At 72.0% G+C, this 13,557-nt stretch carries 14 protein-coding genes; 4 read left to right on the top strand and 10 right to left on the bottom strand.

Features of this window, described 5'->3' with window-relative positions; all coding sequences use genetic code 11:
* Nucleotides 1-131 precede the first annotated feature (131 nt).
* Nucleotides 132-1,472, top strand: coding sequence for a UDP-glucose dehydrogenase family protein (locus LG632_RS06830; protein WP_226725917.1), 1,341 nt, complete (start codon nucleotides 132-134; stop codon nucleotides 1,470-1,472).
* A gap of 74 nt (nucleotides 1,473-1,546) precedes the next feature.
* On the opposite strand, the gene LG632_RS06825 is transcribed toward LG632_RS06830, so the two are convergent.
* From LG632_RS06825 to LG632_RS06815, 3 genes are all read right to left on the bottom strand, one after another.
* A complete protein-coding gene (locus tag LG632_RS06825; RefSeq protein ID WP_226725916.1) occupies nucleotides 1,547-1,870 on the bottom strand; it encodes a hypothetical protein in 324 nt (107 codons plus the stop codon).
* A 109-nt stretch (nucleotides 1,871-1,979) separates the two neighbouring features.
* Entirely contained in the window at nucleotides 1,980-2,588 is a 609-nt protein-coding gene (locus LG632_RS06820) for a GNAT family N-acetyltransferase (RefSeq protein ID WP_226725915.1), read from the bottom strand.
* 50 nt (nucleotides 2,589-2,638) lie between these two features.
* Nucleotides 2,639-3,130, bottom strand: coding sequence for a CGNR zinc finger domain-containing protein (locus LG632_RS06815; RefSeq protein ID WP_226725914.1), 492 nt, complete (start codon nucleotides 3,128-3,130; stop codon nucleotides 2,639-2,641).
* Nucleotides 3,131-3,267: 137 nt separating this feature from the next.
* Between LG632_RS06815 and LG632_RS06810 the strand changes: the two genes are divergently transcribed.
* A complete protein-coding gene (locus LG632_RS06810; protein ID WP_226725913.1) occupies nucleotides 3,268-3,636 on the top strand; it encodes a VOC family protein in 369 nt (122 codons plus the stop codon).
* 15 nt (nucleotides 3,637-3,651) lie between these two features.
* Here LG632_RS06810 and LG632_RS06805 read toward each other — a convergent pair whose 3' ends face one another.
* The 4 genes from LG632_RS06805 to LG632_RS06790 all read right to left on the bottom strand — a co-directional run bounded on the left by LG632_RS06805 (nucleotide 3,652) and on the right by LG632_RS06790 (nucleotide 7,751).
* Nucleotides 3,652-4,674, bottom strand: coding sequence for a membrane dipeptidase (locus LG632_RS06805; RefSeq protein WP_226725912.1), 1,023 nt, complete (start codon nucleotides 4,672-4,674; stop codon nucleotides 3,652-3,654).
* Between the two features lie 127 nt (nucleotides 4,675-4,801).
* Nucleotides 4,802-6,016, bottom strand: a complete 1,215-nt coding sequence (locus tag LG632_RS06800) for a dipeptidase (protein ID WP_226725911.1) — start codon at nucleotides 6,014-6,016, stop codon at nucleotides 4,802-4,804.
* Nucleotides 6,013-6,525 (bottom strand): 5-(carboxyamino)imidazole ribonucleotide mutase, encoded by a 513-nt coding sequence (gene purE, locus LG632_RS06795; RefSeq protein ID WP_226725910.1) that lies wholly within the window; start codon nucleotides 6,523-6,525, stop codon nucleotides 6,013-6,015. Before purE ends, LG632_RS06800 begins: the two co-directional genes overlap by 4 nt.
* Nucleotides 6,522-7,751, bottom strand: a complete 1,230-nt coding sequence (locus LG632_RS06790; RefSeq protein WP_308108049.1) for a 5-(carboxyamino)imidazole ribonucleotide synthase — start codon at nucleotides 7,749-7,751, stop codon at nucleotides 6,522-6,524. The genes purE and LG632_RS06790 overlap by 4 nt, the downstream gene beginning before the upstream one ends.
* 87 nt (nucleotides 7,752-7,838) lie before the next feature.
* Here LG632_RS06790 and LG632_RS06785 point away from each other — a divergent pair, with 87 nt between their 5' ends.
* Nucleotides 7,839-8,363, top strand: a complete 525-nt coding sequence (locus LG632_RS06785; RefSeq protein WP_226725909.1) for a GtrA family protein — start codon at nucleotides 7,839-7,841, stop codon at nucleotides 8,361-8,363.
* Nucleotides 8,364-8,414: 51 nt separating this feature from the next.
* Here the strand turns inward: LG632_RS06785 and LG632_RS06780 are convergent, their stop codons facing one another.
* Together LG632_RS06780 and LG632_RS06775 are read right to left on the bottom strand one after the other, a co-directional pair.
* Entirely contained in the window at nucleotides 8,415-9,683 is a 1,269-nt protein-coding gene (locus LG632_RS06780) for a sensor histidine kinase (protein WP_226725908.1), read from the bottom strand.
* A gap of 12 nt (nucleotides 9,684-9,695) precedes the next feature.
* Nucleotides 9,696-10,373 (bottom strand): response regulator transcription factor, encoded by a 678-nt coding sequence (locus LG632_RS06775; RefSeq protein WP_226725907.1) that lies wholly within the window; start codon nucleotides 10,371-10,373, stop codon nucleotides 9,696-9,698.
* Between the two features lie 398 nt (nucleotides 10,374-10,771).
* Between LG632_RS06775 and LG632_RS06770 the strand changes: the two genes are divergently transcribed.
* Nucleotides 10,772-12,286, top strand: a complete 1,515-nt coding sequence (locus tag LG632_RS06770) for a peptide MFS transporter (RefSeq protein ID WP_226725906.1) — start codon at nucleotides 10,772-10,774, stop codon at nucleotides 12,284-12,286.
* On the opposite strand, the gene LG632_RS06765 is transcribed toward LG632_RS06770, so the two are convergent.
* Nucleotides 12,238-13,557, bottom strand: coding sequence for a hypothetical protein (locus LG632_RS06765; protein ID WP_226725905.1), 1,320 nt, complete (start codon nucleotides 13,555-13,557; stop codon nucleotides 12,238-12,240). The genes LG632_RS06770 and LG632_RS06765 overlap by 49 nt on opposite strands.

Raw genomic sequence — 13,557 nt, 5'->3', positions numbered from 1 at the left:
CTACCGTTAAGTAACCCAAGCCTAGGGCCGACTCCCCAGTAGGGATACGGACCGCGCGCGTGAGCTTGGTGACAACACGCCCGACTATGCTCGGGGGCCGCACACCGCACCGCCACCTTTACGGAGTACCCATGGCCCTCAAGATCACTGTGATCGGCACTGGTTATCTCGGCGCGACCCACGCCGCGGCCATGGCGGAACTGGGCTTCGAGGTGCTCGGGCTGGACATCGTCCCGGAGAAGATCGAGATGCTGGCCGGCGGCCGGGTCCCGATGTACGAGCCGGGGCTGGAGGAGCTGCTGGCGGCGCATGTGGCCGGACTGCCCGGCTCGACGGGCCGGCTGCGCTTCACCACCTCCTGGGAGGAGGTCGGCGCCTTCGGCGACGTGCACTTCGTCTGCGTGAACACCCCGCAGAAGCACGGCGAGTACGCGTGCGACATGAGCTACGTCGACGCGGCGGTGGAGTCCCTGGCCCCGCACCTGACGCGACCGGCGCTGGTGGTGGGCAAGTCGACCGTGCCGGTCGGCTCGGCGGACCGGCTCGCCGCGCGGCTGGCGGAGCTGGCCCCGGCCGGGACCGCGGTGGAGCTCGCCTGGAACCCCGAGTTCCTGCGCGAGGGCTTCGCCGTCCAGGACACCCTGCACCCCGACCGGATCGTCGTGGGCGTGCGCAGCGAGCAGGCCGAGAAGACGCTGCGCGAGGTGTACGCGACGCCGCTCGCGGAGGGCAGCCCCTTCGTCGTGACCGACTTCCCGACCGCGGAGCTGGTCAAGACGGCGGCGAACTCCTTCCTCGCCACCAAGATCTCCTTCATCAACGCCATGGCGGAGGTCTGCGAGGCCGCCGGCGGTGACGTGGTGAAGCTGGCGGAGGCCATCGGCCACGACGAGCGGATCGGCGCGAAGTTCCTGCGCGCGGGCATCGGCTTCGGCGGCGGCTGCCTGCCCAAGGACATCCGGGCCTTCATGGCCCGGGCCGGCGAACTCGGCGCCGACCAGGCGCTGACCTTCCTGCGCGAGGTCGACTCGATCAACATGCGCCGCCGCGGCCACATGGTGGAGCTGGCGCGCGAGGCGGTCGGCGGGTCCTTCCTCGGCAAGCGGGTCGCGGTGCTCGGTGCCACCTTCAAGCCCGACTCGGACGACGTACGGGACTCCCCCGCGCTGAACGTCGCCGGGCAGATCCACCTCCAGGGCGGCCAGGTCACGGTGTACGACCCCAAGGGCATGGCCAACGCCCGCCAGGTCTTCCCGACCCTGGCCTACGCCGACTCCGCCATGGCCGCGGTCGAGGGCGCGGACGTCGTCCTGCACCTGACCGAGTGGCGGGAGTTCCGCGACCTGGACCCGGCGGCCCTGGGCAAGGCCGTGACGGACCGCCTGATCCTGGACGGCCGCAACGCCCTCGACGCGGAGCTGTGGCGCGCGGCGGGCTGGACCTACCGGGCCATGGGCCGGCCGAAGGCGTAGGGGCGGGTCGAAGGCGTAGGCGGGTCGAAGGCCTGGGCGGCGGGCGCGGGCGGGGCCGCGGCGCCCGCCCTCGGCTAGTAGCCGTAGCAGTGGGTCTGTTCGCTGCCCTGGGAGACGGTGTAGTCGGCCTTGTGGACGTTCGGGGCGTTGAAGCCGCCGTTCGCCTCGATGGTGACCGTGCCGCCCCAGCCCTGCGGCGAGGAGAAGTAGGCGGTGCCCGGCTGGAAGCCGCCGCCGGAGAGGTGCACCCTTCCGTTGGGAAGGACACCCGAGATGGAACAGGTGGCCGCCGGAGCGGCGGCGTGGGCGGACGCGCCGAGGGCGGCCGGAGCCGCGAGCAGCGCGCCGGCCAGCGCGGGTCCGAGGATCAGCGCACGCAGGCGTCGTCGGTTCGTCATGCTTCCTCCCGGGCGGGAGTCGAAGTGCGGTACCCCGGGGAAGGAGCGGAGCGGACCTCCGCCCCTTCCATGGTCACCCGGCGGGCCCGGGCTGTCGATCGGACGCCGGTCAGGCCGCCGCGGGCTCCCGCCGCATGGCCCACAGCGTGGGGCCGCCGCCCGGCAGGGCGGACTCGCCGAGGACGCGGAAGCCGAAGTGCTCGTAGAACGGCAGGTTCTCGGGCTTGGAGGACTCCAGCAGGACCGGCAGCCCCGCCGCGTCCGCCTTGGCCAGGCCCGAGCGCAGCAGGGCCGCGCCGTGGCCCTGGCCCTGGGCGGCCGGGTCGGCGCCGACGACCGCCAGGTACCAGGCGGGCTCCGGGGTCCCGGCCTCGGCGGCCGCCTCGGCGGCCTGCCGGAACAGGTCGGCGGTCTCGCCCAGGATCCCGGCGAGCTCCCGCACGGTGTCGGCGTCGGGCGCGGCCTTGTCCAGTGCGGTCGGCGGCACCCAGAAGGCGCCGGCCGCCTCGGTGTACTCGCAGACGCCGATGCGGGCGTACTGCCGCGTGAAGATCGTGGCGAAGTAGCGCCGCAGGCCGGTCTCGCGGGTGGCCGCGTCGGGGAAGAACCAGCGCATCATCGGGTCGTCGTCGAAGGCGCGGGCCAGGACGCGGCTGATCGCAGCCGCGTCGTCGACCGTCGCCGTCTTCAAGGTGTGCGGAATCGGCATACGGCTCATTCTGCACAGTGATGATCTTGAAGGGTCAAAGGGGTCGGTCCGGAGCGCGGTTACGCCCGGGAGCGGCGGTAGGTGCGCATCTTGGCCCGGCTGCCGCAGACCGCCATCGTGCACCAGCGGCCGCGCCCGCCCGGGCTGCGGTCGTAGTACGCCCAGCGGCAGTCGGCGTCCGCGCAGGCCTTGAGCCGGGACCAGGTGCCCGCGGCGACGGCGTCCGCCACGGCCACGGCGATGCGCGGCAGCAGCGCGTCGCCGGGCGGCGGGGCGAGGGCGGCGCTGCCGTCGGCGGCCACCGCGAGGGTGAGCGGGGCGCCGGCCAGCAGCCGGTTCAGGGTCTCCCGGGCCTCGGCCGGCATGGGGTGGCCGGCATGGGCCTGCAGCGCGCCGCGCAGCGCCTCGCGCAGCTCGGCCGCCTCGGCGAGCGCGGGGCCGGACAGACCGAAGCGCGCGGCCAGGCGGTCCTCGCCGGTCTCCACGCTCAGCGTGTTGACGAGGTCCTCCACCAGCGCGAGCCCACCGGGCGCCGGAGCGCGTTCACTCATACATGCGACGTTACCTCTTGGCGTCATCATGCGGTAACGCGTAGGGTCGGCGTTACCGGCAAGCAGCGCTTACCGGTAACGCAACCGCGGTCCCTTTCCCGTCCCGGGCCCCAGGCCCCAGGCTCAGGAGATCCGTCATGGCCATCGCCACGCTCGGCGCCGTCGTCCTCGACTGCCCCGACCCCCACGCCCTCGCCTCGTTCTACGCCGCCCTGCTCGGCGGCGAGCCCAGCTCCAGCCCGGACGAGCCGGACTGGGTCGACCTCACCGGCCACCCGGGCACCCGGCTCGCCTTCCAGGAGGCCCCGGGCCACGTCCCGCCGCCCTGGCCGTCGGCCACGGGCGCGCAGCAGTTCCACCTCGACCTGGCGGTACCGGACCTGGACGCGGCCGAGGAGCAGGTCCTCGCGCTGGGCGCCAAGCCCCTGGACACCGAGGACCGCTCCCGCAGCTGGCGGGTCTACGCCGACCCGGCCGGGCACCCGTTCTGCCTGTGCGCCGGCTGAACGGGTGCCCCGCCCTCAGGGCTTGCGGTGGTGGGCGGCGCGGGAGGTGAACTCCACGTCCCGCAGCACCCGCGCCACGTTGTCCCAGGCCAGCAGGGCGAGATCGGGCTCGGGCCAGCCGCGGTCGAGCAGTTCGGCGAACAGCCGCGGATAACCTGAGGGGTCCGTCAGGCCCGTGGGGTGGCCGTGCGGCGGGTCGGAGCCGAAGCAGGCGCCCAGACCCACGCTCTGCGGTCCGGCCACCCCACGGATGTGGTCCAGGTGGTCGGCCACCGCGTGCAGGGAGTCGCCGGTCTGCTCGGCGGAGAAGCTGACCATGCAGACCCCGCCCGTCGCCCGTACGGCGAGCAGGACCTCGTCCGGCACGTTGAGCGGATGACGGGTCAGCGCGGCCGCCCCGGTGTGGGAGATCAGCACCGGCGCCCGGGACGCCCCGGCGATCTGGACGGCCGCCTCGGGCGGACAGCCCGTCAGGTCGAGCCCCATCGCCAGCCGGTTCGCCTCGCGGACCACCTCGTGCCCGAAGGGCGTCAGATCGTCCTGCGCCCAGGTGGCACCGGCCGGCGCCAGGCTGCGCACGCCCAGCTTGTGGAAGGCGTGCAGGGTGCCCAGGGAATCGGTCAGGGTGCTGCCCGAGACCGGGCCGAGGAACGAGGCGATGCGCCCGCGGTTGCGCGCGTCCGCCAGGTCGCCCGCGGTCAGCGCGAGCAGCAGCTCGTCGGGATACGCGTGGACCAGGTCGTGCGCGATGTCGATCAGTTCCAGGGTGTCGGCGACCACCCGGTCCCCGGTCGTCGGGGTCAGCAGCGACCAGAACTGGGCGCCGACCGCACCCGACCGCAGCCGTGGGATGTCGGTGTCGGTGTCGTGGTACGGGGTCTGACGCAGGGTCCAGACCAAGGTGTTGCACCCGTCCGCGACGGGATGCTCCGCCAGCAGGGCGGCCGCCCGCTCCAGGGCGTCGGCCACCACGGGGGCGGGGGACTCGGGGGCTCCCACGCAGGGGCCCGCCTCGGATTCATCCTGCAGGTCGGCCATGGATTCGCTCCGGGTCTCGGCAGCAAGCAGGGAACGCTGCTGCCACCGTGACACGCCGGGCGGGCCACTTCGCGGCGGATGTGGCGTTCGGGTGGTGACCCCCGAACGCCACGTCCGCCGGAGGGCGTCAGGAGGCCGTCAGCACCGCGTTCGACGGCCCGCGCGTGGCCGACAGCTCGCGCGCCACCGCCTCGGCGTCGCGCAGCACCCGTACCGCGTTGGACCACGTCAGCTTGGCCAGGTCCGCCCGCGACCAGCCGCGTTCCAGCAGCTCGGCGAGGAGGTTCGGGTAGCCGGACACGTCGTCGAGCCCGGCCGGGGTGAAGGCCGTCCCGTCGAAGTCACCGCCGATGCCGATGTGGTCCACCCCCGCGACCTCGCGCATGTGGTCCAGGTGGTCGGCCACCGTCGCCGCCGTGGCCACCGGCCGCGGCCGTTCCGCCTCGAAGGCGCGGTGCAGGGCCATCGCCTCCGGGGTGGTGTCCAGCGGGTGGAAGCCGTGCGCCCGCAGGTTCGCGTCGGCCGCCGCGGTCCACTCCACGGCCGCCGGCAGGATGAACTTCGGCACGAACGTGGCCATCGCGATCCCGCCGTTGGCGGGCAGCGCCGCCAGTACGTCGTCGGGGACGTTGCGCGGGTGGTCGCAGATCGCGCGGGCCGAGGAGTGGCTGAAGATCACCGGGGCGGCGCTGGTGGCCAGCGCGTCCCGCATGGTCGTCGCGGCCACGTGCGAGAGGTCCACCAGCATGCCGATGCGGTTCATCTCGCGGACGACCTCACGGCCGAAGTCCGTCAGCCCGCCGTGCCGCGGCTCGTCGGTCGCCGAGTCCGCCCAGTCCACGTTGTCGTTGTGGGTGAGCGTCAGGTACCGCACGCCGAGCCGGTACAGGGCGCGCAGGGTGGCCAGCGAGTTGTCGATCGAGTGCCCGCCCTCGGCGCCCATCAGGGAGGCGATCCGCCCCGATGCCCGGGCGGCCTCCATGTCGTCGGCCGTCAGCGCCCGCACCAGGTCGCCCGGGTAACGGTCGATCAGCTGGCCGACCGCGTCGACCTGCTCCAGGGTGGCGCTGACCGCGTGGTCGCCGGCGAGGTCCGCGCTGACGTAGACGGACCAGAACTGCGCCCCGACACCACCGGCCCGCAGCCGCGGGATGTCGGTGTGCAGCGCGGCGCTCTGGTCGGCGCCGATGTCCAGCCGGTCCAGGTCGTAGCGCACCTGCTTGCGCAGCGCCCACGGCAGGTCGTTGTGGCCGTCGACGACCGGGTGCTCGGCCAGCAGCCGCCGGGCCTGCGCCAGGCGCTCCACCCGGCCGTCGGCCGGACGGTCGGGGCGGTCCGTCATCCGGCGGCCACCTTGGTCCGCAGCCGCTTGCCCTTCTCGGTGGCCTGGTCGTTCAGCTCCTGCTGGAACTCCAGCATCCGGGCCATCAGGTCCGCGTCCTGGGTGGCCAGGATCCGCGCGGCGAGCAGCCCGGCGTTGCGGGCGCCGCCGATGGAGACGGTGGCGACGGGGACCCCGGCGGGCATCTGCACGATCGACAGCAGCGAGTCCATGCCGTCCAGGTACTTCAGCGGCACGGGAACGCCGATGACCGGCAGCGGGGTGACCGAGGCCAGCATGCCGGGCAGGTGGGCGGCGCCGCCCGCCCCGGCGATGATCGCCTTCAGCCCGCGGTCGGCCGCCCGCTCCCCGTACGCCACCATCTCGCGGGGCATGCGGTGGGCGGAGACGACGTCGACCTCGTAGGGGATCTCGAACTCGTCCAGGGCCTGGGCCGCGGCCTCCATGACCGGCCAGTCCGAGTCGGAGCCCATGACGATGCCGACGACGGGGTTGCTCGGGGTGCTCATTCGGTGATCGTTCCTCTGAGGTAGCCGGCTGCGTGACGTGCGCGCTCCAGCACATCGTCCAGGTCGTCGCCGTAGGTGTTGACGTGGCCGACCTTGCGACCCTGTTTCACGTCCTTGCCGTACATGTGGATCTTCAGCTGCGGGTCGTGCGCCATGCAGTGCAGGTACCCGGCGTACATGTCGGGGTAGTCCCCGCCCAGCACGTTCGCCATGACCGTCCAGCGGGCCCGCGGGCGCGGGTCGCCGAGCGGCAGGTCGAGCACGGCCCGCAGGTGGTTGGCGAACTGCGAGGTCATCGCGCCGTCCTGGGTCCAGTGCCCGGAGTTGTGCGGGCGCATGGCCAGCTCGTTGACCAGGATCCGGCCGTCGGCCGTCTCGAACAGCTCGACCGCCAGGTGACCGGTCACGCCCAGCTCCTTGGCGATGCGCAGCGCGAGGGCCTGGGCCTCGCCGGCGAGCTCCTCCGACAGGTCCGGGGCGGGCGCGATCACCGTGTCGCACACGCCGTCGACCTGGACGGACTCCACCACCGGGTACGCCACGGCCTGGCCGTGCGGGGAGCGGACGATGTTGGCCGCGAGCTCGCGGACGTAGTCCACCTTCTCCTCGGCCAGCACCGGGACGCCCGCCTTGAAGGGGGCCTCCGCGTCGTCGGCGGAGCGTACGAACCACACGCCCTTGCCGTCGTAGCCGCCGCGGACGGTCTTGAGGATCACGGGGAAGCCGCCGACCTCCTGCGCGAACGCCGCCACGTCCGCCGGATCGCTGACGATCCGGTGGCGGGGGCTGGGCGCGCCGATCTCGTCGAGCCGGGCGCGCATCACCCCCTTGTCCTGGGCGTGCACCAACGCGTCGGGCCCCGGGCGGACGGGGATGCCGTCCGCTTCCAGGGCCCGCAGGTGTTCGGTGGGTACGTGTTCGTGGTCGAAGGTGATCACGTCGCAGCCGCGCGCGAAGGCGCGCAGCGTGTCCAGGTCGCGGTAGTCGCCGATGACGACGTCGCTCACGACCTGGGCCGCCGAGTCCTGCGGGGTGTCACTGAGGATCTTGAATCTGATGCCGAGGGGGATGCCCGCCTCGTGGGTCATGCGGGCGAGCTGACCGCCGCCGACCATGCCGACTACCGGGAACGTCACTCCACCAGGGTATCCGCCGGTATTCGGCCATCCGGACCGGACCCCGGCGACCGGACGGTGCGGCGGGGGCCGGTGCGCCGTGCGCCGCACGAGTGTCAGAAGGCACAGACGGTCCGATCGGCGGACACTTAACATGGTCAGGCCGCTGCCGGACGATGACAGGGACTGAAACGTCAGATGAGTACCCCCGAAGCAGTAACGCTGCCCGAACGCCTTCGCGGCATGATCCGTGAAGTCGCCAAGTTCGGGGCGGTGGGCGGACTCGGTGTCCTGGTCAACCTCGGCGTCTTCAACCTGATCCGCAGCACGACCGATCTCCAGGTCGGGCGGGCCAATGTCATAGCCATTTCCGTGGCGATCATCTGCAATTACATAGGGTTCCGCTACTTCACCTACCGCGACCGCGACAAGAGCGGCCGTAAGCGTGAGATGACCCTGTTCCTGGTGTTCAGCCTGATCGGCATGGTCATCGAGACCGGAATCCTTTACACGGCCACATACGGATTCGGCTGGGACAGCCCGCTGCAGAGCAACGTCTTCAAGCTCTTCGGCATCGGCGTGGCCACCCTGTTCCGGTTCTGGTCCTACCGCACCTGGGTCTTCCGGGCCCTGCCCGAGACCTCCGGCGGCGGGGTCACCGTGGCCGGCGGCACCTCCGAGGTCGTCGCGGAGGAGCCGGCGCCCCGCGTCCCCGCCGCCTGACGCCCTTCGCCCACGCCCGACGCCCGACGCCTGACGCCTGACGCCCGACGCCTAGCGGACCGTCTCCGGGTGCTGCTGCGGCGGCTCGGGCGCCGTACGGCTGAGGAACAGCGCGAACACCGGCGGCTGGCCCTGCAGCAGCTCCAGCCGTCCGCCGTCGGCCTCCGCCAGGTCCCGCGCGACCGCCAGCCCGATGCCGGTGGAGTTGCGCCCGCTGATGGCCCGCTCGAAGATCCGGTTGCCCAGGTCCGCCGGGACGCCCGGCCCCTCGTCGGTGACCTCGATCACCGCCTGGTTGCCGGTCACCCGGGTGCGCAGCGCGACGGTGCCGCCCCCGTGCATCAGGGCGTTCTCCACGAGGGTGGCCAGCACCTGGGCGACCGCGCCGGGCGTGCCCACGGCCCGCAGGCCGTGCTTGCCGGAGCGGACGATCGCCCGCCCGGCGCTGCGGTAGGCGGGCCGCCACTCCTCCACCTGCTGCTTGACGACCTCGTCGAGGTCGAAGGAGACCGCCGAGCCGGTGCGCGGGTCCCGGGAGTTCGTCAGCAGCCGCTCCACCACGTCCGTGAGCCGCTCCACCTGGGTGAGGGCGATCGTCGCCTCCTCCCGGACGGTGGCCAGGTCCTCGGTGACGGTGATCTCCTCCAGCCGCATGGACAGCGCCGTCAGCGGGGTCCGCAGCTGGTGCGAGGCGTCCGCCGCCAGCCGCCGCTCGGCGGTGAGCATCCGCCCGATCCGCTCGGCGCTGGCGTCCAGCACGTCCGCGACCCGGTCCAGCTCCGGGACCCCGTACCGCTTGTGCCGCGGCCGCGGGTCGCCCGATCCGAGCCGCTCGGCGGTCTCGGCGAGGTCGGTGAGCGGGGACGCCAGCCGGTTGGCCTGCCGTACGGCGAGCAGCACGGCCGCGACGACGGCCAGCAGCGCGACCGCCCCGACCACCGCCATGGTCCGGCCGACCTCGCGGGTGACCGTGGAACGGGACTCCTCCACCACCACGCTCAGGCCGTGCTCGCCCCGGGCGGAGCCCCGGATGACCCCGCCGGAGACCGGGTCGCCGACCTCGACGGGCGGCTGGCCGGGGATCTGGATCCGGGCGTACCGGCCGGGGTCGAGCTGCTCGGCGAGGGCGCCGGCGTCCACCGGCTGCTTGTCCAGCAGCCGGGACTCGACGGCGCCGACCAGGCCGACCGCCTCGGCCTCGATCCGGTCGTGCGCGCTGCTGGTGATCGTGCGGGTCTCGACGATCACCAGGGAGACGCCGAAGACGGCGATCACGACGAGCACCACCGCGAGGGTGGAATTGATCAGGCGGCGGCGCATGGCGGGTCGGGCTCAGCTCTTCTCGAAGCGGAAGCCGACGCCGCGGACGGTGGCGATGTAGCGCGGGTTCGCGGCGTCGTCGCCGAGCTTCTTGCGCAGCCAGGAGATGTGCATGTCGAGGGTCTTGGTGGACGACCACCAGGTGGTGTCCCACACCTCGCGCATCAGCTGGTCGCGGGTCACGACGCGGCCGGCGTCGCGGACCAGGACGCGCAGCAGGTCGAACTCCTTCGCGGTGAGCTGGAGCTCCTCCTCCCCCATCCAGGCGCGGTGCGACTCCACGTCGATGCGGACGCCGTGGGTGGCGGGCGGCTGGGCCGGCTCGACGGCGCCGCGCCGCAGCAGGGCCCGGACCCGGGCCAGCAGTTCGGCCAGCCGGAAGGGCTTGGTGACGTAGTCGTCGGCGCCGGCGTCCAGCCCCACCACCGTGTCCACCTCGTCGGCGCGGGCCGTCAGCACCAGGATGGGGAAGCCGTGGCCCTCCGCCCGCAGCCGGCGGGCGACCTCCAGGCCGTCCATGCCCGGCAGGCCCAGGTCGAGCACGACGAGATCGACGCCGCCCTGCAGTCCCGCGTCGAGTGCGGTCGGTCCGTCCTCGCGGACCTCGACCTCGTACCCCTCCCGCCGCAGGGCGCGGGCCAGGGGTTCCGAGATGGATGCGTCGTCCTCGGCGAGCAGTACACGCGTCATGTGGGTGATGGTAGTCCGAGGATCCTCCCGGCTGGGCTGCCCCGGCATACCGCTTCCGATCTGGGCTTATGAAGTCCTACGACCTTCGAATATGCGGAAACGGTTCCATGAACGCCTGTGATCCATCTCTCAAGGGCTTCCATGTCAGGCACTGTCGTGTCGTATGGTGGCGAGACGTTTAATGCAGTATCCGGGGGATCTTGTGCGAATCACGCCGAGATCTCCCCTTTTCTGTGCTTGACGTGAATGACCCTGTGGGCCGGGCCCGACGTGCGAGGAGGCATGTCGCGGCGTGGATCCCGGACGACGGATTGTCCGTCACCCGGTACCGGTCCCCCTCACCGGGCGCCCTACCGGCTCACGAAGCAGACGGCGTCCCGAGCAAGCAAGGATCGACCATGGCTTCCAGCCTGACGAAGGATTCCGCCGCGAGCGGTGAGAAGACCTTCTTCGGCCACCCCCGCGGCCTGGCCACGCTGTTCATGACCGAGATGTGGGAGCGCTTCTCCTACTACGGCATGCGCGCTCTTCTCGTGTACTACCTGGTCTCGGGCGGCGCCGACGCCGCCACGGGCAGCCAGGGCGGCGGCCTGGCCATGACGGCGGCCACGGCCACGGCCATCTACTCCGTCTACGTCTCCATGGTCTACCTGATGGCCATGCCGGGCGGATGGTTCGGTGACCGGGTCTGGGGCGCCCGCAAGACGGTCGCCATCGCCGGCTTCGTGATCATGGCCGGTCACTTCTCCCTCGCCCTTCCGGGCCAGGCGATGTTCTTCCTCGGCCTGATCCTGGTCGCCGCCGGTTCCGGCCTGCTGAAGGCCAACATCTCCACCATGGTCGGCCACCTCTACGACGGCCCGGAGGACCCGCGCCGCGACGGTGGCTTCACCCTCTTCTACATCGGCATCAACCTGGGTGCCTTCGTCGCGCCGTTCGTGATCGGCACGATCGGCAAGGAGATGAACTGGCACCTGGGCTTCGCCCTGGCCGCCGTCGGCATGGGCCTGGGTCTGACCCAGTTCCTGATCGGCACCAAGCACCTCAGCCCGAAGAGCAGCGAGGTCCCGAACCCGCTCTCCGCCGACGAGCGCAAGGCCGTCGTCACCAAGGTCGTCCTCGGCGTGCTGGCCGTCGCGGTCTTCTACGGCGCCGTCGTCGCCCTGGGCATGTACACCCTGAACTGGGCGCTGGTCCCGCTGACGCTGGCCGGTCTGGTCATCCCGATCGCCGTGCTGGTGCGCATCAAGCGCGACAAGGACCTGAACACCGCCGAGCAGTCCCGGATGACGGCGTACATCTGGTTCTTCATCGCCGCCGCCGTCTTCTGGATGATCTACGACCAGGGTGGCTCCACGCTGTCGCTGTTCGCGGACGACAAGACCGCCGACACCGTCTTCGGCCTCGGCTTCTCCGCCACCTGGTACCAGTCGCTGAACCCGCTGTTCGTCATGGCGCTGGCCCCGGTCTTCGCCTGGCTGTGGCTGTGGCTGGCCCGTAAGAACCAGGAGCCGAACACCATCGTGAAGTTCGCGATGGGCCTGGTCCTGGTCGGTGCCTCGTTCTTCGTCTTCATCGTCCCGATGAACATGGCGGGCGACGGCACCAAGGTCTCCCCGATGTGGCTGGTCTCCATCTACATGATCCAGACCATCGGTGAGCTGTGCCTGTCCCCGGTCGGCCTCTCGGTGACCACCAAGATGGCGCCGCAGAAGTACGCCTCGCAGATGATGGGCGTCTGGTTCCTCGCGGTGACCGCGGGTGACTGCACCACCGGTCTGCTCTCCCTGGCGGGCGTGGACCTCAACGGCACCGGGATCATCGCCCTGGAGGCCTCGGCGGCCGTCGTCGCCGGTCTCGCGGTCTACATGTACCGCAAGAAGGTCCAGGCGCTGATGGGCAACGTGCACTGACGCACCCGCCCCCCTGCGCGACGCCGGGGGGTGAAGGCGAAGACCGCGCCGCCGAGCAGGATCACCGTGCCGGCGACCAGGCCGAGGGCCCTCAGCCCGCCCTCGTCCTCGGCCCCGGTCTCGGCCAGGCCACCGCTGCCGCCCGGACCGCCGGCGCCGCCGCCGTCGGCCTGGGAGCCGGAGCCGCCCGGCTGGGCGGTGGTGTCCAGCTCCAGCGAGACGCCGCTGCTGTTGGCCTTGCAGGGCACGTTGATCGGTGTGCTGCCCGGGGCCATCGTGACGTCGATCGTCAGCTGGTCCGGGCTCAGCGTGACCTTGCCGCTCCTGCCGGGCGTGTAGGTGCCGGTCATGTCGCTCAGGCTGACCGGCGCGCCCTGCGGGACGGCCTCGGCGTTGGCGGGGCCGGTGACCTTGACGGTGCCGCTGTCCGCGCCGCCGAGCTTGACGTTCATGGACGGCTTCAGCGCGCCCGCCGGCAGGGCCATCGGGCTGTTCATCGCGCCCTTGGCGGTCTTGACCGTGAGGTCGTAGCCGCCGCCGTTCTTCTTGGCGTTGATCGTCACCGGGGTCTTGATGCCGCCGGGGACGACCGCGCCGCAGTCGTAGCTGACCTCGACCGGCTTGCCGGGGAAGTCGGTCCGGCCGCCGCTCCCGCCGGTGGAGCCGCCGGACGTCGAGCCGCCGGACGCCGAGCCCCCGGACGCCGAGCCGCCGGTGGAACCGCCGGACGTCGACCCGCCGCCGGTGGAACCGCCGCCGGCGGAGACCTTGACGGTCGCGCCCACCCCGGCCTGCTCCTTCGGGGAGCACTTGGTGACGAAGCCGCTGAAGTCCACGTCGTACCTGCCCGGCGTGATCGTGACGTCGCCGGCCTTGGTCAGCTTGATCCTGCCCTTCATGTCGGACATGACCATGGGTGCCTTCTTGGGGATGGGCGGGTTCTTCCGCTCCCCCTCCAGCTTCACCTCCTGGTCCATGGCCCCGCCGAGCTTCACGTACCCCGTCGGCTTGACGGTGTCCTTGCCCAGGTCCATCAGGTCGGTGTTGTTCGAGGCGGGCTTGACGGTCTTCCAGACCACCTCGACCTCGTCGCCGACCTTGGCCGCGGCCGGCGCCGTGATCGAGACGGTCGTGGTCCCCTGCACCGGGCCGCCCCCGCCGGGGGGCGGGATGCACTCCACCTTGTACGAGACCTCGGCGGCCTGGGCGGGAGGGGCGGCCAGCAGGATTCCCGCCCCGCCGAGCATCAGCGCGACCCCGGCCGCGCTCAT

The organism is Streptomyces antimicrobicus, assembly GCF_020532625.1.
GTDB classification, from domain to species: domain Bacteria; phylum Actinomycetota; class Actinomycetes; order Streptomycetales; family Streptomycetaceae; genus Streptomyces; species Streptomyces antimicrobicus.
Note: the sequence above shows the minus strand (reverse complement) of the source record. Positions and strands in the feature narration are given on the sequence as shown.